Origin of the sequence: Allopontixanthobacter sediminis (genome assembly GCF_009828115.1) — a bacterium.
Taxonomy (GTDB): Bacteria; Pseudomonadota; Alphaproteobacteria; order Sphingomonadales; family Sphingomonadaceae; genus Allopontixanthobacter; species Allopontixanthobacter sediminis.
Genome location: NZ_WTYL01000001.1, coordinates 886,510 through 906,892, shown reverse-complemented (window position 1 = coordinate 906,892; position 20,383 = coordinate 886,510). Strand labels below are relative to the sequence as shown.

General features: G+C 61.8%; 23 protein-coding genes. 9 read left to right on the top strand and 14 right to left on the bottom strand.

The annotated features are described in order from the left end of the window. Positions 1-26: 26 nt before the first annotated feature. From purL to GRI65_RS04560, 3 genes are read right to left on the bottom strand one after another with little or no spacing between them, the layout of a single operon-like run. Positions 27-2,216 (bottom strand): phosphoribosylformylglycinamidine synthase subunit PurL, encoded by a 2,190-nt coding sequence (gene purL, locus GRI65_RS04570; RefSeq protein WP_160755313.1) that lies wholly within the window; start codon positions 2,214-2,216, stop codon positions 27-29. Positions 2,217-2,248: 32 nt separating this feature from the next. Continuing rightward, on the bottom strand, positions 2,249-2,905 hold the full coding sequence (locus GRI65_RS04565; RefSeq protein WP_160755312.1) for a hypothetical protein: 657 nt from the start codon (positions 2,903-2,905) through the stop codon (positions 2,249-2,251). Positions 2,906-2,908: 3 nt separating this feature from the next. Then, on the bottom strand, positions 2,909-3,304 hold the full coding sequence (locus tag GRI65_RS04560) for a DUF2177 family protein (RefSeq protein ID WP_160755311.1): 396 nt from the start codon (positions 3,302-3,304) through the stop codon (positions 2,909-2,911). A gap of 75 nt (positions 3,305-3,379) precedes the next feature. Here GRI65_RS04560 and GRI65_RS04555 point away from each other — a divergent pair, with 75 nt between their 5' ends. From GRI65_RS04555 to GRI65_RS04525, 7 genes are all read left to right on the top strand, one after another. After that, complete coding sequence (locus GRI65_RS04555) at positions 3,380-3,631, top strand: exodeoxyribonuclease VII small subunit (RefSeq protein WP_160755310.1); 252 nt, start codon at positions 3,380-3,382, stop codon at positions 3,629-3,631. Positions 3,632-3,641: 10 nt separating this feature from the next. Further along, positions 3,642-4,541, top strand: coding sequence for a polyprenyl synthetase family protein (locus tag GRI65_RS04550; RefSeq protein ID WP_332872594.1), 900 nt, complete (start codon positions 3,642-3,644; stop codon positions 4,539-4,541). After that, a complete protein-coding gene (gene coaD, locus GRI65_RS04545; protein WP_160755308.1) occupies positions 4,541-5,056 on the top strand; it encodes a pantetheine-phosphate adenylyltransferase in 516 nt (171 codons plus the stop codon). The genes GRI65_RS04550 and coaD overlap by 1 nt, the downstream gene beginning before the upstream one ends. Before the next feature lie 84 nt (positions 5,057-5,140). After that, on the top strand, positions 5,141-5,848 hold the full coding sequence (locus tag GRI65_RS04540; protein ID WP_160755604.1) for a peptidylprolyl isomerase: 708 nt from the start codon (positions 5,141-5,143) through the stop codon (positions 5,846-5,848). A gap of 10 nt (positions 5,849-5,858) precedes the next feature. Beyond that, positions 5,859-6,887, top strand: coding sequence for a tRNA preQ1(34) S-adenosylmethionine ribosyltransferase-isomerase QueA (gene queA / locus GRI65_RS04535; protein ID WP_160755307.1), 1,029 nt, complete (start codon positions 5,859-5,861; stop codon positions 6,885-6,887). A 40-nt stretch (positions 6,888-6,927) separates the two neighbouring features. Continuing rightward, positions 6,928-7,863 carry an ABC transporter ATP-binding protein gene (locus GRI65_RS04530; protein ID WP_160755306.1) on the top strand — a complete coding sequence of 312 codons (936 nt, stop codon included), beginning with the start codon at positions 6,928-6,930 and terminating at the stop codon, positions 7,861-7,863. 11 nt (positions 7,864-7,874) lie between these two features. Next, a complete protein-coding gene (locus GRI65_RS04525; RefSeq protein WP_202391170.1) occupies positions 7,875-8,630 on the top strand; it encodes an ABC transporter permease in 756 nt (251 codons plus the stop codon). Here GRI65_RS04525 and GRI65_RS04520 read toward each other — a convergent pair. Continuing rightward, positions 8,620-9,387 carry a TSUP family transporter gene (locus tag GRI65_RS04520; RefSeq protein ID WP_232843909.1) on the bottom strand — a complete coding sequence of 256 codons (768 nt, stop codon included), beginning with the start codon at positions 9,385-9,387 and terminating at the stop codon, positions 8,620-8,622. The genes GRI65_RS04525 and GRI65_RS04520 overlap by 11 nt on opposite strands. 76 nt (positions 9,388-9,463) lie before the next feature. Between GRI65_RS04520 and tgt the strand changes: the two genes are divergently transcribed. After that, entirely contained in the window at positions 9,464-10,609 is a 1,146-nt protein-coding gene (gene tgt, locus GRI65_RS04515) for a tRNA guanosine(34) transglycosylase Tgt (RefSeq protein ID WP_160755303.1), read from the top strand. Continuing rightward, complete coding sequence (locus GRI65_RS04510; RefSeq protein WP_160755302.1) at positions 10,609-10,911, top strand: chorismate mutase; 303 nt, start codon at positions 10,609-10,611, stop codon at positions 10,909-10,911. Before tgt ends, GRI65_RS04510 begins: the two co-directional genes overlap by 1 nt. 78 nt (positions 10,912-10,989) lie before the next feature. Here the strand turns inward: GRI65_RS04510 and rpsD are convergent, their stop codons facing one another. From rpsD to GRI65_RS04460, 10 genes are all read right to left on the bottom strand, one after another. Next, positions 10,990-11,604: a 30S ribosomal protein S4 gene (rpsD, locus tag GRI65_RS04505; RefSeq protein ID WP_160755301.1), complete on the bottom strand. Its 615-nt coding sequence runs from the start codon at positions 11,602-11,604 to the stop codon at positions 10,990-10,992. Between the two features lie 184 nt (positions 11,605-11,788). Further along, the gene (locus GRI65_RS04500) at positions 11,789-12,523 is read right to left on the bottom strand and encodes an RNA methyltransferase (RefSeq protein WP_160755300.1); all 735 of its coding nucleotides are present in this window, start codon (positions 12,521-12,523) and stop codon (positions 11,789-11,791) included. Further along, on the bottom strand, positions 12,507-12,980 hold the full coding sequence (gene nrdR, locus GRI65_RS04495) for a transcriptional regulator NrdR (RefSeq protein WP_160755299.1): 474 nt from the start codon (positions 12,978-12,980) through the stop codon (positions 12,507-12,509). The genes GRI65_RS04500 and nrdR overlap by 17 nt, the downstream gene beginning before the upstream one ends. Beyond that, complete coding sequence (locus GRI65_RS04490; RefSeq protein WP_160755298.1) at positions 12,981-13,190, bottom strand: hypothetical protein; 210 nt, start codon at positions 13,188-13,190, stop codon at positions 12,981-12,983. A gap of 2 nt (positions 13,191-13,192) precedes the next feature. Continuing rightward, on the bottom strand, positions 13,193-14,491 hold the full coding sequence (gene glyA, locus GRI65_RS04485; RefSeq protein WP_160755297.1) for a serine hydroxymethyltransferase: 1,299 nt from the start codon (positions 14,489-14,491) through the stop codon (positions 13,193-13,195). A 3-nt stretch (positions 14,492-14,494) separates the two neighbouring features. Next, the gene (gene rpiB, locus GRI65_RS04480; protein WP_160755296.1) at positions 14,495-14,953 is read right to left on the bottom strand and encodes a ribose 5-phosphate isomerase B; all 459 of its coding nucleotides are present in this window, start codon (positions 14,951-14,953) and stop codon (positions 14,495-14,497) included. Between the two features lie 131 nt (positions 14,954-15,084). Beyond that, positions 15,085-17,091 carry an RNA polymerase sigma factor RpoD gene (gene rpoD, locus GRI65_RS04475; RefSeq protein ID WP_160755295.1) on the bottom strand — a complete coding sequence of 669 codons (2,007 nt, stop codon included), beginning with the start codon at positions 17,089-17,091 and terminating at the stop codon, positions 15,085-15,087. Between the two features lie 9 nt (positions 17,092-17,100). Continuing rightward, positions 17,101-18,999, bottom strand: a complete 1,899-nt coding sequence (gene dnaG, locus GRI65_RS04470; protein ID WP_160755294.1) for a DNA primase — start codon at positions 18,997-18,999, stop codon at positions 17,101-17,103. 62 nt (positions 19,000-19,061) lie between these two features. Next, a complete protein-coding gene (locus GRI65_RS04465) occupies positions 19,062-19,790 on the bottom strand; it encodes a hypothetical protein (RefSeq protein ID WP_160755293.1) in 729 nt (242 codons plus the stop codon). Beyond that, positions 19,787-20,239 carry a GatB/YqeY domain-containing protein gene (locus GRI65_RS04460; RefSeq protein ID WP_160755292.1) on the bottom strand — a complete coding sequence of 151 codons (453 nt, stop codon included), beginning with the start codon at positions 20,237-20,239 and terminating at the stop codon, positions 19,787-19,789. Before GRI65_RS04460 ends, GRI65_RS04465 begins: the two co-directional genes overlap by 4 nt. Positions 20,240-20,383: the final 144 nt, after the last annotated feature.

The following is a 20,383-nucleotide window of genomic DNA, read 5'->3' as shown; positions in this document are numbered from 1 at the left end:
TCCCTCACCTTTCCGCTGACAATGGATCAGCCTTCCATCCAGTCCCGGAAGAAGCTCTCATGAGCTTCGCGGAGGTCGGTGAGTGAGACGTTCCAGCCATCTGCCGTAATCTCGGCATCGGTCTGCGCGCTTCCAAGATGCTCGCAAGGTATTCCGGCCTGAGCAGCTAGGCTTAGGAGGGAGTTGTCCGCGCAGGCGACGATGTAGCAACCCTGATGTTCCGCGAACCAGTAACCCGCGTCCTGAACCCTGCCGAGTTTGATGCCGGTATCGGACGCCAAGGCCATCTCCGCGAGCGCAACCAATATTCCGCCGTCGCTCACGTCGTGAACCGCGCTGGCTTCACCTTCAGCAATAAGGGTGCGGATGAATTCTCCGGTCTTGCGTGCTTCGGCGAGATCGGTTGCGGGCGGACTGCCTTCCGTCCGGCCATGGACGACTTTTAGCCAGATCGATTGGCCCAGGTTGGAGGTGGCCTTGCCAACGCAGAACAATTCCATGTTCGGGGTCATTCTAGGCCTCATCATCGCGGAATAATCCTCGATGATCCCGACGCCGCCGATCGCGGGCGTAGGGAGAATTGCCGATCCGCCGCCGGTTGCCTTGCTTTCGTTATAGAGGCTGACGTTTCCGCTCACGATCGGGAAATCGAGCGCGCGGCAGGCGTCGCCCATGCCTTCTAGGCAACCGACGAATTGGGCCATGATCTCGGGGCGCTGTGGGTTGGCGAAATTCAGGCAGTTGGTGATCGCCAGCGGCCGCGCACCGACTGCGCAGAGGTTACGGTACGCCTCGGCTACCGCCTGCTTGCCACCTTCGTACGGGTCGGCATAGCAATAGCGCGGCGTGCAATCGGTGGTCATCGCCAGCGCCTTTCGCGTCCCGTGCACCCGCACTACGGCCGCATCGCCGCCGGTCTGCAGCGTGTCCGCGCCGACCTGGCTGTCATACTGCTCCGCAATCCACCTCCGGCTGGCAAGCGCGGGGCTGGCCATCAGCTTGAGCAAATCCGCACCGATGTCGGTGCTCTCGGGGATTTCTCCGAGTGGTTTGACCTGAGCCCACGCCTGGTATTCATCCTTCGTAGCGTAGGGACGCTGATATTCCGGCGCATCTTCGGCGAGCGGGCCGAGCGGGATGTCGCAAACCACTTCGCCGCCGAATTCGAGGACCATATGGCCGCCTTCGGTGACTTCGCCAATCACCGCGAAATCGAGCTCCCATTTGTGGAAGATCGCCTCTGCCATGGCTTCCTTGCCCGGCTTGAGCACCATCAGCATCCGTTCCTGGGATTCCGACAGCATCATCTCGTAAGGTGTCATGCCATCTTCGCGGCAGGGCACCTTGTTCATGTCGAGCCGGATGCCGACCTTGCCGTTGGTGGCCATTTCCACGCTGGAGGATGTCAGGCCGGCCGCGCCCATATCCTGGATCGCGACAATCGCGTCGGTCGCCATCAATTCGAGACACGCCTCGATCAGCAGTTTCTCGGTGAACGGATCGCCGACCTGCACCGTGGGGCGCTTGGCATCGGAATCGTCATCGAAATCGGCGCTTGCCATCGTCGCGCCGTGGATGCCGTCGCGGCCGGTCTTGCTGCCGACATAGACGATCGGATTGCCCACTCCGGTGGCAGCGCTGTAGAAAATCTTGTCCTGGTCCGCGACGCCTACGGTCATTGCGTTGACGAGGATGTTGCCGTCATAGGCGGGATCGAAATTGGTTTCGCCCCCGACGGTAGGCACGCCGACACAATTGCCATATCCGCCTATGCCCGCGACCACACCCTTGACCAGATGCTGCATCTTGGGGTGTTCGGGACGGCCGAATCGCAGCGCGTTGAGGTTCGCAATCGGCCGCGCGCCCATCGTGAATACATCGCGCAGGATACCGCCAACGCCCGTGGCCGCGCCCTGGTAGGGTTCGATGTAGGACGGGTGGTTGTGGCTTTCCATCTTGAAGATTGCCGCTTGGTTGTCGCCAATGTCGATCACGCCGGCGTTCTCGCCTGGGCCGCAGATTACCCACGGCGCTTCGGTCGGCAGCTGCTTCAGGTAGAAGCGCGAGGATTTATAGCTGCAATGTTCCGACCACATCACCGAGAATATGCCGAGTTCCAGCAAGTTGGGCTCGCGGCCCATCGCCGCCAGGACGCGGTCGTATTCTTCCAGGTTGAGGCCGTGAGCCTCGACGATCTCAGGGGTAATTTCCGACATGGCCTGCCCTTAGCGAGGGGGAGCGCGCGCCGCTAGCCCCGCAGGCGCTTGTGACGGCGGGTTGTCCCCACCCAGTAGGCAAAAAAAGTCACCACTCCGAATGTCGCCATGCCCGCTAGCAGAACCGCTGGCCCGATCGATGACGGTTGCGGTCCGAACCAGTTGGAAAATTGCAGGACCAGCAGCAGTCCCAGCAGGATCATCGGCGGCACAATCGGTCCGCGGGTCCGGCGCACATACCATGCGAAGGCGGCGATGGTTATGGCCAGTTCCAGAGGAATCGCGATCAACGGGTAATTCCACAGGCCGAGGCCCACTGGCGGCGGTGCTCCGGTGATCGTGAGGTCAGGGCGGTGGACGAGCAGGTCGACGAACCAGTGTGAAAGCACGACTGCGCCCGCAATCAGCGCTCCGGTGAAATTCTTCTGCCATACGAAGACAATCAGTGCGAAAGCCGCCGCCCAGATCGCGGTGCCCAGCAGGCTGTGGGTATACGGCATATGGTATAAATCCATCGAATTCATCGCCGTGATGCCCGGCACAACGCGCAATTTCTCCACACCTCCCATAGCCAGGATCGCGAACCCCCAATCGACCAACTGACCGGCGACGAACAGCGTGCCCAGCTTTGGCGCCTTGGGCGAGATGGCAGCGGCGGCGAACGCGGGTGCCCAATGCCCGATGAACACGGCCTAGAGCGCCTTCTGCACAACGAACGCGGCGATCGTCGCCGCGACACAGGTGGCGAACGCGCCCCACAGTATATCGGCAATCGTAACCTGCACCGGCCACACCTTCATCGTCGCCTGGTTGGTCAGATCATAGGTCGCATAACAAAGCGCGCCGAGCAGAGCCCCGTTCAGCGCGGTAATCCCCAACCCGCCGGAGAGGCCAGGTCGCACCGCGAACCACACTATTCCCGCGATGTAAGCAGCGTAGAAAACCAGCGCCGGAGCGATGCGGAAATTGTCTGCCAGCAGCTCGCCCAGATTGGGCCGGTAGAAATTGGGCCCCGCCCAGCGCAGCCAGATTGCATCTAGCACGCCGAACGATACGGCCGCTGCGACATAGGCGATAATCCACTTCATATTGGCCCCCCCTCGTGCGCTATTGCTCTGACACAACTTGACCTCGCCACGGGGCGCGGTCAATGCTCCATCGCCATGGCAGACAATACTCCCGATATTTCGGAAATGACCTTCGAAGCCGCGCTTGGTGCGCTGGAGGAGGTAGTACGGCGACTGGAAAGCGGCGAGGTTCCGCTCGACGAATCGATCAGCCTGTATGAACGCGGCGAGACCTTGCGCCAGCATTGCCAGGCGCGGCTAGATGCAGCGCAGGCCCGGATCGAGAAGATCGTGGCGGGTGCGGACGGCAAGCCCAGCGGAACCGCACCGTTCGACCCGGCCTCCTGAGGTGGATCTGGTGGTGACAGGGGGGGATATTCTTGCCGAAGGGCTGAACCGGATCCAGGCCGATGTCGACGAAACGTTCGACGCGTTGTTGCCGGTCCCGGAGGATACCCGCGCACGGCTGGTCGAAGCGATGCGCTATGCCGCGATCGGTGGCGGCAAACGCGTTCGCCCGCTGCTGCTGGCGGCAACCGCCGCCCTGTTCGGGGTTGACCGTCATGCCGCAGTGCGCGCGGGCTGCGCAGTCGAGGCGATCCATGTCTATTCGCTGATCCACGATGACCTTCCGTGCATGGACGATGACGATCTGCGCCACGGCAAGCCGACGCTCCACAAGCAGTTCGACGAGGCGACCGCGGTGCTTGCAGGCGATTCGCTGCATGCCCTCGCGTTCGAGATATTGTCGGATCACGCCACCAGTACCGATCCCTTCACCCGGTCCGAACTGATTGCCACGCTGGCCGGGGCGAGCGGCATGAACGGAATGGCGGGCGGCCAGATGATGGATATGGCTGCCGATCACCAGCAATACGACCTGCGCGCCATAACCCGGCTGCAACAACTCAAGACCGGTGCCTTGCTCGCCGCTTCGGTGGAGATGGGCGCGGTCCTGGGCAAGGTCTCAATCGAGGGGCGGGCGCATCTGCGCGCCTATGCCCGCGATATCGGGCTGGCGTTCCAGATTGCCGACGACCTTCTCGACCAGGAAGGGGACGAGACAAAGGCAGGCAAGGCGCTGCGCAAGGATGACGAGCAAGGCAAGCAAACCTTCGTTACACTGATGGGTGTGGAGGGCGCGCGCGACCAGGCGCATGCGTTGGTCGAGCAGGCTGTCGGACATCTCGCCGGACATGGGAAGGACGCGGCGCTGCTGTCCGCCCTTGCACGCTACATCGTCGAAAGGGACCGGTAATGGCCGCGGAACGGATTGGCATTTATCCCGGGACCTTCGACCCGATTACCCTGGGCCATGCGGATATCATCCGCCGCGGTGCAAAGCTGGTCGACAGGCTTATTATCGGGGTGACGACCAATCCTTCGAAGAACCCGATGTTCTCCCCCGACGAACGTATGGCGATGGTCGCGCGCGAAGTTGCGGACATGGGCATCGACAATGTCGAAGTGGTCGGCTTCAACGCCTTGCTGATGAAGTTCGCGCGCAAGCAGAATGCGGCGGTAATCGTCCGCGGACTGCGCGCGGTCGCCGACTTCGAATATGAGTACCAGATGGCGGGCATGAACCAGCAGATCGACGACGATATCGAAACCGTGTTCCTGATGGCCGATGTCTCCCTGCAACCGATCGCCTCAAAGCTGGTCAAGGAAATCGCCCTGTTCGGCGGTGATATCGCTCCGTTTGTAAGCGCCACGGTGCGCGATGACGTGGTCCGGCGGGTCGAGGGGCTGGGCCAATTGGGCGATTATTGATCATTCATTGAACCGACAGACGATGCCCGCTAGATGGACCCGCTAAACGGGCACCGGATAACGCCCCAGATTGACAGGATTATGATGTTTAAACGCCTGATCGCCGCCGGCGCGCTTGCCTCAATGGCATTTGTTCCGCTCTCCGTTTCCGCGCAGGACGCTCCTGAAGCGGCACCCGCCGAGACGACCGAGCAGGCCGAAGCCGCCGAAGCCGTGCCGGAAGTATTCCTGCCGATCAATTACGACGTGACCGAGGATCCGGAAAACATTCTCGTGCTGGACCTGTCGACAGGCGAGCGGGTAATGATCCGGCTGATGCCGCAGTGGACCCCTAATCATGTCGAGCGGGTCAAGACTTTGGCTCGCCAGGGATTTTACGACGGGGTGATCTTCCACCGCGTAATCGACGGGTTCATGGCGCAGACGGGTGATCCGACCGGTACCGGGCAGGGTGGGTCCGAGCTTCCCGACCTCGAAGAAGAATTCAACCGCATGCCACATCTTCGCGGCACCGTTTCGATGGCCCGTGCGCAAACCGAAGACAGCGCCAACAGCCAGTTCTTCATCACTTTCTACCCGCGGTTTTCGCTTGATCGGCGCTACACCAATTTCGGCCGGGTGATTTCAGGCATGGACGCGGTGGACAAGATCGCGCGCGGCGAACCGCCTGCAAATCCGACCCGCATCCTGCAGGCTTCGATTGCGGCCGACAACAAGGCTCCTCCGGTAGCGGCGCCTCCCGCGCCGGCGGCCGCAATCACGGCCGACATGCTGTCCGCACCGCAAAACTGATCGGCGCGCAATGCGCGTTGACCTGTTCGATTTCGAGCTTCCGCCAGAACGGATAGCCCTGCGTCCGGCGTTGCCGCGGCATTCCGCGAGGATGCTGGTGGCGAAGGGGACTGCCGGAATAGACGATCGGATTGTCAGCGACCTTGCGTCCATGCTCAATCGCGGCGACGTGCTGGTGTTCAACGACACCCGTGTCATTCCGGCCCAGCTGGAGGGAACCCGGGGCGAGGCGAAGATCGGGGCAACACTGCACAAGCGGATCGACTTGCGCCGCTGGCAGGCCTTCATCCGCAACGCCAAACGCCTGCGCGAAGGCGACCGTATCCAGTTCGCCAGCGATGTCGCCGCCATTGCGGAACAGCGCCACCCGGACGGCAGCTTTACCCTTGCTTTCGAAGGTGACGAGCCGGTCGAGACGCTGCTCCAGAGGGCTGGCCGGATGCCGCTCCCACCCTATATCGCGGGCAAGCGCCCGACCGACGAGCGCGACAAAAGCGATTACCAGACCATCTTCGCGCGAGAGGACGGTGCGGTCGCCGCGCCCACCGCTGCGCTGCATTTCACACCGGAATTGCTTGCTGCGCTCGACGATGCCGGAATTGTCCGCGAAATGCTGACGCTTCACGTCGGCGCTGGCACGTTCCTGCCGGTCAAGGCGGACGACACCGCCGACCACGCGATGCACGCCGAATGGGGCCGGATCGATTCCGAAACGGCAGACCGCCTGAACGCCGCGCGAGAATCGGGAAACCGGGTAATCGCAGTCGGTACGACCAGTCTGCGGCTGCTCGAAAGCGCTGCGGGGGAGGACAAGGTCATCCGCCCGTTCGCAGGTGATACCTCGATCTTCATTACACCGGGATACAAGTTCCGCGCGATCGACGGGCTGATGACCAATTTTCACCTTCCCAAATCGACCCTGTTCATGCTCGTCAGCGCGCTGATGGGGCTGGAGCGAATGCAGGAAATTTACGCGCATGCGGTCGCGGACGAATACCGGTTCTACAGTTACGGCGATTCCAGCCTGCTGATCCCGTAAGGCGCTTGCAATTCCGGCGCGCATCACCACTACTGAAGTGGTGAGCGAACCCATCCTTGAAATCGAGAATCTGACCAAGGTCTTTGCCGGCGGCTTCAAAGCCCTGGATTCGGTCGATCTGAAAATCTCCAAGGGCGAGATTTTCGCGCTCCTCGGTCCCAACGGCGCCGGCAAGACCACGCTGATCGGCGCGGTCTGCGGTCTCGTTCGGCCTACTTCAGGTACCATTCGCGCGTTCGGTGACGATCTTTCCGGCAACTGGCGGTCGGCCCGAGCGCGGATCGGGCTGGTGCCTCAAGAATTGTCGACCGACATGTTCGAGCCGGTGCGCCGCGCGGTGGCTTTTTCGCGCGGGCTGTTCGGCCGCCCGTCGGACCCTGCGCGGATCGAGGAAATCCTCAAGTCCCTTAGTCTTTGGGACAAGCGAGACGAGCAGATCCGGCGGCTGTCCGGCGGGATGAAGCGCCGGGTGCTGATTGCCAAGGCGCTGGCGCACGACCCCGAATTGCTCTTCCTCGACGAGCCCACCGCCGGCGTGGACGTGGAACTGCGCCGGGACATGTGGCGACTGATCGGGCGTCTGCGCGATCAGGGCGTGACCGTGATCCTCACCACTCACTACATCGAGGAAGCCGAGGAAATGGCCGACCGGGTGGGAATCATCCGCGGCGGCAAATTGCTGATGGTTGACGACAAGCAGTCCATGATGGCGCGGCTCGGACGGACCGAGGCGCATATCACGCTGGCGGCACCGCTCGCCGAACTGCCGCCTGAGATCGCGCGTTTCCCGGTCCATCTCGACAGCACCGGGCTCGATCTCTGCTACCGCGGCGGGGACGGGACCGGGCTCGGCAAGAAGGAAGTCGCCGACCTGACCAAGGCGCTGACCCGCGCGAATATTGACTATGTCGGTATCGAGATCAGCGATTCCACGCTCGAGGACATTTTTGTTGGCCTGGTGGAGGAACCCTCGTGATCGGCTTCAATATGCGCGCGGCCTGGGCCATTTATGTGCGCGAAGTCATGCGGGCGATGCGCACTGCGATGCAGTCGCTGCTTGCGCCGGTGCTCACCACGTCGCTCTATTTCATCGTGTTCGGCGCCGCGATCGGCGGCCGGATGGATTCGGTTGGCGGGGTGAATTACGGCGCATTTATCGTGCCCGGCCTGCTGCTGCTGACCTTGCTGAGCGAAAGCACCAGCAACGCGAGTTTCGGCATATACATGCCGCGGTTCACCGGCACGATCTACGAATTGCTGTCCGCACCGGTCGGGGTGGCGGAAACACTGGCGGGCTTCGTCGGAGCGGCGGTGACCAAATCGCTGATTCTCGCCTCGATCATCCTGCTTACCGCTACACTGTTCGTCGATTACCGGATCGAACATCCGATACTGGCCATAGGCTATATCATGATGGTCGCCAGCGCGTTCTCGTTGTTCGGGTTCATCCTTGGCATTTGGGCGGACAATTTCGAAAAGTTGAGCGTGGTCCCGCTGCTGTTCCTGATGCCGCTCACCTTCCTTGGCGGCACGTTCTATTCCATCGACATGTTACCCGATCCGTGGCGCAGCATCGCACTGGTCAATCCGATCGTCTATCTGGTGAACGGCCTGCGCTGGACCTTTTACGGCGCGTCCGACGTCAATATCTGGTTGTCGTTCGGGATCACCCTCGGGTTTCTGGCAGCCTGCGTGGCGGTCATCGCGTTCATCTTCAAGACCGGATGGCGGCTCAGGACGTAAACCAGCCCCAGATCAGCCGCCCCGTCAGCCCCAGCGAGGCGATGATCATCAGCGGCCGGATCACTTTCGCACCGTGCCGCATGGCGAAGTGCGATCCGAGATAGCCGCCGAGCATGGCCCCCGCAGCCATCGTCACGCCCAGTAGCCACACCACCTTGCCGCCGAGCGCAAAGACGATCACCGCCGCCCAATTGGTGGCGGCGTTGAACAGCTTGGTGTTGGCGGTCGCGCGGGTCAGCCCGTGCCCGCGCAGGCCGACCAGGCTCGCAGTGAAGAACTGGCCAGTACCGGGTCCGAAGAACCCGTCATACAGGCCGATCCCACCTGCCACCGGCGCGTAGCCCCGCCGGGTCAGGCGCTCATGCGCATCGACATCGGTCATTGCGGGGCTGAAGATCACGTAACCGGCCAGCAACAGCAGGAATACCGGGACGATATAGGTTAGCACGCCGGGTGATATCTGCTGTACCACCAGGGCGCCCCCCGCCGCACCGCCAAAGGCAAGTGCGACCAGCGGCAGATTCTCCCGCACCTGCACCAGACCGCCTCTCCAGTAGTTGCGGCAAGCCATGCTGGTGCCGAACACCGATTGCAGCTTGTTGGTGCCGAGCGCGAGGTGCGGCGGCATTCCAGTTGCGAGCAGCGCCGGCATCATCACCAGCCCGCCGCCGCCCGCGATCGAATCGACAAAGCCGGTGAATACCGCGACCGAAAACATGACCGGGAACAGCCACGCGGCGACTTCAAACGTTTCCAATATCCGCTGCCTTTCGGTGCCCGCCCAATGTTGCCATTTGCCCCCTGTGGCCGCTGCCGCTAAGGGCCGCAAGTCCATGACCGAAACTCGTCCCCCAAGGTTCCAGTTCACCATCGCCGCAACCGATGGCAAGGCGCGCACCGGCACGATCGCCATGCGCCGCGGAGAGATTCGCACGCCTGCCTTCATGCCCGTAGGAACCGCCGCGACGGTGAAGGCGATGAAGCCGGAAACGGTGCGCGCGACCGGCGCGGATATCATCCTCGGCAACACTTATCACCTGATGTTGCGGCCCGGTGCGGAGCGTGTGGCGCGCCTTGGCGGGCTGCACCGGTTCATGAACTGGCAGCGGCCAATCCTGACCGACAGCGGCGGCTATCAGGTGATGAGCCTGTCCGACCTTCGTAAGCTTACCGAGGAAGGGGTGGAGTTCCGCAGCCATCTCGACGGGTCGAAACATATGCTGACGCCGGAGCGCTCGATGGAAATCCAGCGCCTGCTCGGGTCGGACATCGTCATGGCGTTCGACGAATGTCCGCGTGCCGACCAGCCCCGCGAGGTGATCGAAGCGAGCATGGAAATGTCGATGCGGTGGGCGCAGCGCAGCCGCGACGCCTTCGACGCAGGCGGGGACCATGCCGCCGGTGCCGCACTGTTCGGTATCCAACAGGGAGCGCTGGACGAGGATCTGCGCCGCCGCTCTGCCGAGGCGCTGACCGCAATCGGGTTCGATGGCTATGCGATCGGCGGGCTGGCGGTTGGGGAAGGGCAGGAAGCAATGTTCGCCACCCTCGACTTCGCGCCGGGCCAGCTTCCATGCGACCGCCCGCGATACCTGATGGGCGTGGGCAAGCCCGACGACTTGGTCGGCGCGGTGGAGCGCGGGGTCGATATCTTCGACTGTGTGTTGCCGAGCCGGTCCGGCCGCAACGGACAGGCCTTCACCTGGAATGGTCCGATCAACCTGCGCAACGCCCGTTTTGCCGAGGACACCGATCCGCTTGACGACCGCTGTTCCTGCCCGACCTGCGCGACTTACACCCGCGCCTATGTGCACCATTTGGTGAAATCCGGCGAAATCCTCGGCGCGATGTTGATGACAGAGCACAACATTGCGTTCTACCAACAGCTGATGCAGGCCATGCGCGATGCGATCGCCGAAGGGCGATTTGCCGCATTTGCATCATCGTTTCGCAACGAATATCTCAAGAAAGCCGCTTGATGCCCAAATCGCCCGAGAATTGTGAAACCATGGATGACGTCCGCGAGGGGGTCGACCACGTCGACCGCGAGCTGATGGCGCTGTTCGCCCGGCGATTTGGATACATGGAAGCTGCCGCGCGGATCAAGCCGGAACGCGAGGCGGTCCGCGACGAACCACGCAAGGCCAAGGTCATCTCCGCCGCGATGGCTGACGCGAAGGAGCGCGGTCTGCCGGAAACGGTCATCGGCCAGATGTGGGAAGCGCTCGTCGAAGGCTCGATCGCCTACGAATTTGCCCGCTGGGACGATATCGATCGCTAAACCGGGCAGCGCTACCAAAATGCCAAACAAAAAGGGCGACCCCGCGGGACCGCCCTTTTGGTGTAATTTCGAAACCGATCAGCGCGAATAGAATTCGACGACCAGGTTTGGTTCCATCGTTACCGGATAAGGCACTTCATCCAGCTTCGGAATGCGGGTGAAGGTCACTTTGTCGTTGCCGTCGACAGCAACGTAATCGGGAATGTCACGTTCCGGCAGGCTCTGCGCTTCGATGACCAGCGCCATTTCCTTGGCCTTGTCGCCCAGGCTGATGACATCGCCCAGATCGCAGCGACGCGAAGCAACGTTGCACTTCACGCCGTTGACGCGGATGTGGCCGTGGCTGACGATCTGCCGCGCAGCGAAAATCGTCGGCGCGAACTTGGCGCGGTACACGATCATGTCGAGGCGGCGTTCCAGCAGGCCGATCAGGTTCTGGCCGGTATCACCCTTGATCCGGGCAGCTTCCTTGTAGGTGCTGCGGAACTGCTTCTCGGTCACGTCGCCGTAATAGCCCTTCAGCTTCTGCTTGGCGCGCAGCTGCAGGCCGAAGTCGGAGACCTTGCTCTTGCGGCGCTGACCGTGCTGGCCGGGGCCGTAGGAACGCTTGTTGACTGGGGAATTCGGACGACCCCAGATGTTTTCACCCATCCGGCGGTCAAGTTTGTACTTCGATGCCTTACGCTTCGACATGATTCATATCCAATTTGCTATCGCCGCCACCCGAACCGTTCGAGTGGCTGACGCTTGAACCCGGTTTCGCACCACCAGACCGAGTATGCCTGATGCGGCCGCCGCTTCACCGGGATGCGGAGCCAATTTACGAAGCGCGCCCATTAACAGGAATGGGGGTCAGGTCAAGTCCTGTAAGACCAGATCAGCGCGGTTTGCGGGCGAGAGTGGTGAGCACTCCGCGCATGGTTCTGACCTCGAGATGGTTCCAGCCTGCGCCTGTGAGCACGTTGCGCAGGTTGCGCCGGGTCATGTCCGCCCGGCTTTCTGGGAAGAAATAGTCCTTCGGTTCCAGCATCTGCTCGAAATGGGCAATCAACCCTTCCAGGTCTTCCTGCGGGGCGGGTGGCAGCTGATCGGTTACCGTCGGCTGTTCCAGCGTTTCGAATTTCGACCATTCGTAGGCGCACAGGATTACCGCTTGCGCGAGATTGAGCGACGAGAATTCCGGATTGATCGGAACGGTGAGGATCTTACGGGCGAGCGACACATCCTGGATATCCAGCCCGGACCTTTCCGCGCCGAACAGCAATGCACTGCGACCCGTTGCCACATGGATTTCGGCGGCCGCTTCCTCGGGCGAAACCACAGGCTTGGTATCGTTGCGCCGGCGAACTGTGGTGGCATAGACATGCGCGCAGTCCGCCACCGCCTCCGCCGTCGTTTCGAAAACCGCCGCTCGCTCGATCACGATATCCGCCCCGGCGGCCGACGGCCCTGCATCGGGGTTGGGCCAGCCATCCCGCGGCGCCACCAGCCTCAGTTCGGTCAGCCCGAAATTGAGCATCGCCCGCGCTGCCTTGCCGATATTTTCGCCCAATTGCGGGCGGACGAGCACGATGACCGGCGGCTTGGGAGCGCCTTCAGCTGTCTTTGGCATCTGCACCGACATCCTGAACGGCGCTGGCGAATTCCTCGAAATCGCGGGCTTCGCTGAAGTCTCGGTAAACGGAGGCGAAGCGGATGTAGGCGACGCTGTCGATCTGGCGTAGGCCGTCCATCACTAATTCGCCGATGCGGGAGGAAGCGACTTCGCTTTCGCCCGCAGTTTCGACCTGCCGCTGGATACCGGACACCAATTGATCGATACGTTCCTGCGAGACACCGCGTTTACGGCAGGCAAGCGTGACGGACTGTTCCAGCTTGCCGCGATCGAACCCCTGGCGGCGGTCCCCGCTTTTCACGACAGTCACTTCGCGTAATTGCACACGTTCGAAGGTGGTGAACCGCGCACCGCAACTGGCGCATTGGCGCCGCCGCCGGATGGAGGCGTTGTCCTCTGTCGGGCGGCTGTCCTTTACCTGGCTGTCTTCATTCGCGCAGAATGGGCAGCGCACTTACGGTCGCAATCGTTTGTAGAACATGTAACCCGCGCCCGCTGCAAGGCCGAGCGGCAGACTGACGATCGGCAGCAACGCGCCTGCAACCGCGCCGACAGCGGCGCCGGTCAGGACCGGCTTCATGGAGGGATGATGCATCCCTTCCTTGGCCATGCCGCTCAGTTCTGCCTTGGCGTCGGAAATGAAATCGTTTGGTTGGTCAGACATGGTTATCTCCCGGGATAGACTGGGAAGGCAGCGCACAATTCGCTTACCCGGCTGCGGACACTTTCTTCGACCTGGGCGTCACCCTCGGGGCCGTTTTTCGCAAGACCATCGACCACTTCTGCGATTAGTTTGCCGATGGTCCGGAATTCGTCGGTCCCGAAACCGCGCGTGGTGCCCGCTGGTGTGCCGAGGCGGATGCCGCTGGTCACAAACGGGCTTCTGCTATCGTAGGGAATCCCGTTTTTGTTGCAAGTCAGCCAAGCGCGATCGAGACCCTTTTCGGCATCCTTTCCGGTTACGTCCCGGGCGCTCAGGTCCACCAGCATCGAGTGGTTGTCGGTCCCGCCGGACACGATCCGCAGGCCGTTTTCCTCCAGCGAAGCCGCCAGCGCGCGGGCGTTATCGACCACCTGCTGGGCATAGACCTTGAAGTCGGGCCGCAGGGCTTCAAGGAAAGCGGTCGCCTTGGCCGCGACGACATGCATCAGCGGGCCGCCCTGCAGACCGGGGAAGACCGCCATATTGAGCGGCTTCGTTAGCGCCTCGTCGTTCCACAGGATGATCCCGGAACGCGGTCCGCGCAGGCTCTTGTGGGTGGTGCTGGTGACGATATGCGCATGCGGGAAGGGCGAGGGGTGTACGCCGCCCGCGACCAGCCCGGAAATATGCGACATGTCGCAAAGCAGGTAAGCGCCAACCTCGTCCGCGATGCTGCGGAAACGTGGGAAATCCCAGGTACGGGAATAGGCCGTGCCGCCGCAGATGATCAGTTTGGGCTGGCAGTCCTTCGCGATCCGCTCGACCTCGTCCATGTCGATCAGCTCATCGCCCTTGCGCACGCCGTAGGGCACCGGGTTGAACCATTTGCCGGACATGTTGACCGGCGAACCGTGCGTCAGATGACCGCCCGAATTGAGGTCCAGCCCCATGAAGGTATCGCCGGGACTGAGCAGCGCCAGGAACACCGCCTGGTTCATCTGGCTGCCCGAATTGGGCTGCACATTGGCGAAATCGCAGCCGAAGAGCTCCTTCGCCCGGTCGATCGCCAGCGTCTCCACCACGTCCGCATAATCGCAGCCACCGTAGTAACGCTTGCCCGGATAACCCTCGGCGTATTTGTTGGTGAACACCGAACCGGTCGCTTCGAGCACCGCCTTGCTGGCAATATTTTCCGACGCGATCAGCTCGATCTTGTCTTGTTGGCGCGCCAGTTCATGGTCAATTGCCGCGGCAATCTCGGGATCCGCTTGTTCCAGGCTGTCATGCCAGAAACGGCTCATGATCTTGGTTTCCTTGTTCATAGGTCAGTTTCCAGCGGTAAGTTTGGACAGTTTATCGACGCGGCGCCGGTGGCGCCCGGCGGTGTCATGGGCATCGGCGAATTCGGTCTCGAGGAAAGCGGTCACGCATGCCTTGGCCATGTCGATCCCGGTCAGGCGCGCGCCCATGGCGATGCAGTTCGCATCGTTGTGCTCGCGGGCAAGTGCGGCACTGAGAGGTTCGGACACCAGCGCGCAACGGACCGCCGGGTTGCGGTTGGCTGCGATCGAGATGCCTATGCCGGAACCGCACAGCGCGATCCCGCGCTCCGCCGTGCCATCCGCAACAACTTCGCCCAGCTTTCGGCCGTAATCGGGATAATCGACGCTCTCGCCCGGCTCAGGCCCGAGGTCGGCAATCTCATGACCTTCGTCGATCAGCCAGTCACGCAGCTCCGACTTGAGGTCGGTCGCAGCATGATCGGAAGCGATGGCGATTTTCATTGCAGGTCCATTTGGCTCGAGGTGAATCGGACGCGGTCCATATAGGGACTACTGCGCGATTTAGCCACCTAGGCTGGCGCTTATCCCCGCACTGCAAAAAAATGGCCGGACCTCAGTGGTCCGGCCAGAATTTACTGATCAAGGAAGCTGCGCATTTTGCGTGACCGGCTCGGGTGCTTGAGCTTCCTCAGCGCCTTCGCTTCGATCTGGCGAATACGTTCGCGAGTCACGCTGAATTGCTGGCCGACTTCTTCGAGAGTGTGGTCGGTGTTCATGCCGATCCCAAAGCGCATGCGCAGGACGCGTTCTTCGCGCGGGGTCAGAGATGCGAGCACTCGGGTGACGGTTTCCTTCAGGTTCGCCTGGATCGCCGCGTCCACGGGGATGATCGCGTTCTTGTCCTCGATGAAATCGCCCAGATGCGAATCTTCCTCGTCGCCGATCGGCGTTTCGAGGCTGATCGGTTCCTTGGCGATCTTCATCACCTTGCGCACTTTTTCGAGCGGCATGGACAGGCGTTCGGCCATTTCTTCCGGCGTCGGTTCGCGACCCTGTTCGTGCAGGAACTGGCGCGATGTGCGGACCAGCTTGTTGATCGTTTCGATCATGTGGACCGGAATGCGGATGGTCCGCGCCTGATCGGCGATCGAACGGGTGATCGCCTGCCGGATCCACCAGGTTGCATAGGTGCTGAATTTGTACCCGCGGCGGTATTCGAATTTGTCCACCGCCTTCATGAGGCCGATGTTGCCTTCCTGAATAAGATCAAGGAATTGCAGACCGCGGTTGGTATATTTCTTGGCGATCGAAATCACCAGTCGCAGGTTCGCCTCGACCATTTCCTTCTTGGCAATACGCGCTTCGCGCTCGCCCTTCTGGACCATGTTCACGATCCGGCGGAATTCATCCAGGCTCATGCCGGTGTTGGCGGCAATGTCGGCGATTTCCGCGCGGATGCGTTCGACGGCATCGGCTTCGTTTTCCGCGAAGGCCGCCCACTTCTTGTCCTTCTTGGCGTTGTCCTTCAGCCACTGATCGTCGAGCTCGTTGCCGATATAGGCTTTGAGGAAATCGATCCGCTTCACCTTGTGCCGTTCGGCAAGGCGCAGCATCTGGCCGCCCAGCGTGGTCAGCCGGCGGTTGAAGGCATAAAGGTTGTCGACCAGGAATTCGATCTTGGTTGCGTGGAACTGGACGCTTTCGACTTCTGCCGTCAGCTGTTCGCGCAGGTCCTCGTACTTCTTTTCCTTGGCCGCCGGATAATCCTCACCCGCGCCGAGGATGTCCACACGCTCAGCCTGCAGTTTCTCGAACTTCTTGAACAGGCTGGTGATGCGGGCGAAGGTTTCCAGCGCTTCGGGCTTCAGCGCGGCTTCCATCTGGGCGAGCGAGAGTGTGTTGTCCTCTTCTTCGTCGTCTTCGCGCTTCTTGGCGCGCCCTTCGCCGTCTTCATCGTCGTCATTGCCGTCGATGTCTTCTTCGTCCTCGTCCTCGTCATCGTCGCGGATCGTGGGGCCGGCGGTTTCCTCGCTTATTTCGCCGTCGTCATCGTCCTCACCGTCTTCCTGCATCTTGTCGACAGGTGGTTCCTTCGACAGCATGGCGTCGAGGTCGAGAATCTCGCGAAGCTGCATCTCTTCGTTGTTGAGCGCTTCGGACCAGTGAATGATCGCGTGGAAAGTGATCGGACTTTCGCACAGACCGATGATCATCGTGTCGCGGCCGGATTCGATCCGCTTCGCAATCGCGATTTCGCCTTCGCGGCTGAGCAATTCCACTGCGCCCATCTCGCGCAGGTACATCCGGACCGGATCGTCGGTCCGTTCGGTCGGGGCGGCCTTCTTGGCCGCCGCGCCGGTGGGCCGTGACGCCTTGTCGACGGAGCCGGAAATTTCTTCGACTTCGCTTTCAGGCTCGGCTTCGCCCTCGGCTTCTTCGTCGTTTTCGACGACGTTGACGCCCATTTCGGAAATCGCGGACATCACGTCCTCGATCTGCTCGGACGACATCTGGTCCTGCGGCAGGGCCTCGTTCAACTCGTCGTAAGTGACATACCCGCGCTTCCTCGCCTTGCTCAGGAGCTTCTTGATCGATGCCTCGTTGAGGTCGATCAGAGGTGCGTCTTCCTTGTCTGCCATAGAGTACCGTCAGTCCGTTTCTTTTCCATCGGCACTTGCAGGACCGGATGGTATATCTGAATCATGTGCGGCTGCACGCGCAGCCCGTTTGCCCGCCATCTGCCCTAATCGCGACTCGAATTCCAGCTTTCGTTTGAGCAGCCGCTGCTGCTCTGCGAAAGCGCCTTCGGGATCGGTCTCGAACCGCGCGGTTGCTGCCGCCAAGGCAGCTTCCAGCGCAGGCCTTTCGACCAGCAAGGAGATGGCTTCGGCCAGATCTTCACGTGCCGCTGTCGGATCGATGCCTTGTGAAAGAAAGGCGAAACGGGTGTTATCCGGCGGCGCTATTGTTCCGGCAGGAACTGATATGGGCGATTTGTCGCCATGTTCAAGCGTTTCGGCTGCCTCTATCAACATATCTATTGCCGGTGCCGCCCGTGGATCATGGGCCGCGAAGCGCCCGAGAGCCTCGGCATGGCGCATGACCTGATCGGGGAAACGGGCGAGGGCGGTGATGACCGCCGACAGCAATTCGTCCCGCGCGCCGCCTTCGGAAGTGCGCCGAAGTCGGTTCGAAGCATCCGGTGTGATGGTCGGGTTGACCGGTTTGAACGGTACCCCCCGCTTCCATTGCCCCGCAGGCCGGTGCGCACGGTGAGGGCGGGGCGGAAACGCAAAAGTAGAGAATTTCTCGAGCAATTCGCGTTTGTACAAGGCGCGGATATCCGTGTCCTGGACCGTATCGACATGGGCCAGGAGCCGCGCCTTCAGGCCCGCCTTGTCCTCCGGCGAATCCAGCGGCTGCAGGTCGCGCTCATAGGTCCACAACGTTTCAAGCAGGCTGGCGGGATTGGCGAGCAGGTCGTCGAGCGCCTTGCGCCCGTGTTTCTTCAGCAGATCATCGGGATCGAGCCCGGCGGGCAGGGTGACGATCGCCAGCGAATGCGCGGGCCGGAGCATAGGCAGCGCCCGCGTCGCCGCCCGCATCGCCGCGCGCTGTCCGGCGGCATCCCCGTCGAAACACAGGATCGGCCGTTCGACCAATCGCCACAACAATTCGATCTGGCTTTCTGTGAGCGCCGTGCCGAGTGGGGCCACCGCATCCTCAATCCCGGCCGCCGCCAAAGCAATCACGTCCATGTAGCCTTCGACCACCACTACCCTGCCGGTCTGGCGCGAGGCCGGGCCGGCTCGGTGGAGATTGTACAGCGTCCGGCCCTTGTCGAACAACGGCGTGTCGGGTGAGTTGAGATATTTCGGAGCCTTGGTGTCGACTTCGAGGATCCGCCCGCCAAACGCAATGACCCGCCCGCGCGCATCCTGGATCGGCAGCATCAACCGCGCGCGGAACCGGTCGTAGGGATCCTTGTCGTCGACCGAGATCCGCAGGCCGCCTTCGATCAGCATCGGTTCGCCGAACCGCTCCAGCGCCGCTTTCAGCGCCTGCCGCTCCGGCGGAGCGTAACCGAAGCCGAAACGCGTCACCGTGTGCGCGTCGAACCCGCGCGATTTGAGGTAGTCGCGCGCGCCGGTGCCTTCATCCGACTTCAGCCGCGCCTCGAACCATTCCTGCGCCGCCTGCATCACATCATGCAGCCCGGCGCGTTCCTCGGCCCGCTGGGCGGCGCGCGGATCGGCGGCGGGAACTTCCATGCCGGCCTCCGCCGCCAGTTCCTTCACCGCATCCATGAATTCCAGCCCGCGTTGGTCCGTCATCCACCGGATTGCATCGCCATGTGCACCGCAGCCGAAGCAGTGGTAAAACCCCTTCTGGTCTGAGACGGTGAAACTGGGCGATTTCTCGTCATGGAATGGGCAGCACGCCTTCCATTCATGTCCGGCCTTCTGCAACTTGGTCGTGCGCATGATCAGGCTGGACAAGGTTGTCCGCGCGCGCAGTTCGTCCAGCCATTGCGGTGATAGGGCCATCGCCGCCTATTGGGCGGAGATGGCCGCTATGACAAGTATCGCGATACGCACCTCAGGCGAGGTTATCCGCAGGCATTTGATGCGCCTTCCTTCGCCGCAGGATATGGCCCTGCGCCAATGGCTTCGGCGTAGTTGGCTTCGATCGCATATGCCTTTTCTGGGCCGGCAGGGGGCAGGGTGGATTGCCAATAGAATGTCAGCGGTTCCGCCTGGCCCCATTGGTTGCCGCCGTCGCCTGCGCTGACCGTCCAGGACAGTGCACCGTCCTTGCAACTGATCACGACGTCGGCCTTGGCCCCGATGGCCGACATTGCCTCGGCCTTGGAATATCCTGCAGCGCCGGTGAAGCCATGCGCCGGCATCACCATCCTGAACGCCGTCGCGCGTTCGATATCGGATGATGTGTTGCCCGTTCCGCTTCCTGTGCCGGGTTTGTTGTCCTCGCCGGGATATACGACGTGGACATAGGTGTAGAGTGTGCCCTCTGGCGCGGACTTGGGATCGCAGGGATCCATTCCCGCCGGGCAAGCCACGAAAGAGCGGATATCCGCAAAGTTGCCCTCGGCGTTGGACATTGCGCCGGTCACTTCGGGACCTTGCGGGCCAACAATTTTCGCGCCTAGCTGAAGGTCCATGAAATCGCCGGCATCAAGTGCTGCAGCCATCGCCGCCACTTCACCGTCGGTATCGGCAGAGTTGAGATCGGTAACCTCGTTATTGCTCGCGCCGTCAGAACACGCAGCCAGGGCCAGCGCCGATGCGAGGGCGAAAAGACCTACTCTATTGATCATGCAAAACTCTCCTTCACCAGCGCACTGGCCTTGCTCATGTCGAGCTCAGCGCCGTGGCGGGATTTAAGTTCCGCCATAACCCTTCCCATATCCTTAATGCTGGCCGCGCCGAGTTCGGCCTTGATCGCCTCGATCGCGGCGATTGTTTCGGCATCGCTCAGTTGCTGCGGCAGGAATTCCTCGATCACGGCCAGTTCGGACTTTTCCTGATCGGCGAGTTCGGTCCGGCCGCCGTCTTCGAACATGGTGATCGATTCGCGCCGCTGCTTGGCCATTTTCTGCAGCGTTTCGATGACCATCGCATCGTCGTCTGCCACCGGGCCCTTGGTGCGCAATTCGATGTCGCGATCCTTGATCTTGGCCTTGATGGAACGCAGCGCGGCGGTGCGGTCCTTGTCGCCCGCTTTCATGGCGAGAATCTGCTGGGCTTTGATCTGGTCGCGAAGCATGGGGTCATTTCCTGTGGATGATCGGGCATCTGCCCTGAATTTCCCCCATCTAACCGAACATTCGGCGCGGCGATAGCTTGACGCGGGGGCGATCGCGCCATAACGCCTAGGCCTTAGCAACATCGCCGGAAAAACCTTACTCGG

Coding starts and splice junctions, on each gene's coding strand:
- purL (WP_160755313.1), bottom strand. CDS start 2,216: ATGTCGGAAATTACCCCTGAGATCGTCGAGGCTCACGGCCTCAACCTG.
- GRI65_RS04560 (WP_160755311.1), bottom strand. CDS start 3,304: ATGAAGTGGATTATCGCCTATGTCGCAGCGGCCGTATCGTTCGGCGTG.
- GRI65_RS04555 (WP_160755310.1), top strand. CDS start 3,380: ATGGCAGACAATACTCCCGATATTTCGGAAATGACCTTCGAAGCCGCG.
- coaD (WP_160755308.1), top strand. CDS start 4,541: ATGGCCGCGGAACGGATTGGCATTTATCCCGGGACCTTCGACCCGATT.
- GRI65_RS04540 (WP_160755604.1), top strand. CDS start 5,141: ATGTTTAAACGCCTGATCGCCGCCGGCGCGCTTGCCTCAATGGCATTT.
- queA (WP_160755307.1), top strand. CDS start 5,859: ATGCGCGTTGACCTGTTCGATTTCGAGCTTCCGCCAGAACGGATAGCC.
- GRI65_RS04525 (WP_202391170.1), top strand. CDS start 7,875: ATGCGCGCGGCCTGGGCCATTTATGTGCGCGAAGTCATGCGGGCGATG.
- tgt (WP_160755303.1), top strand. CDS start 9,464: ATGACCGAAACTCGTCCCCCAAGGTTCCAGTTCACCATCGCCGCAACC.
- GRI65_RS04510 (WP_160755302.1), top strand. CDS start 10,609: ATGCCCAAATCGCCCGAGAATTGTGAAACCATGGATGACGTCCGCGAG.
- rpsD (WP_160755301.1), bottom strand. CDS start 11,604: ATGTCGAAGCGTAAGGCATCGAAGTACAAACTTGACCGCCGGATGGGT.
- GRI65_RS04500 (WP_160755300.1), bottom strand. CDS start 12,523: ATGCCAAAGACAGCTGAAGGCGCTCCCAAGCCGCCGGTCATCGTGCTC.
- GRI65_RS04490 (WP_160755298.1), bottom strand. CDS start 13,190: ATGTCTGACCAACCAAACGATTTCATTTCCGACGCCAAGGCAGAACTG.
- glyA (WP_160755297.1), bottom strand. CDS start 14,491: ATGAACAAGGAAACCAAGATCATGAGCCGTTTCTGGCATGACAGCCTG.
- rpiB (WP_160755296.1), bottom strand. CDS start 14,953: ATGAAAATCGCCATCGCTTCCGATCATGCTGCGACCGACCTCAAGTCG.
- rpoD (WP_160755295.1), bottom strand. CDS start 17,091: ATGGCAGACAAGGAAGACGCACCTCTGATCGACCTCAACGAGGCATCG.
- dnaG (WP_160755294.1), bottom strand. CDS start 18,999: ATGGCCCTATCACCGCAATGGCTGGACGAACTGCGCGCGCGGACAACC.
- GRI65_RS04465 (WP_160755293.1), bottom strand. CDS start 19,790: ATGATCAATAGAGTAGGTCTTTTCGCCCTCGCATCGGCGCTGGCCCTG.
- GRI65_RS04460 (WP_160755292.1), bottom strand. CDS start 20,239: ATGCTTCGCGACCAGATCAAAGCCCAGCAGATTCTCGCCATGAAAGCG.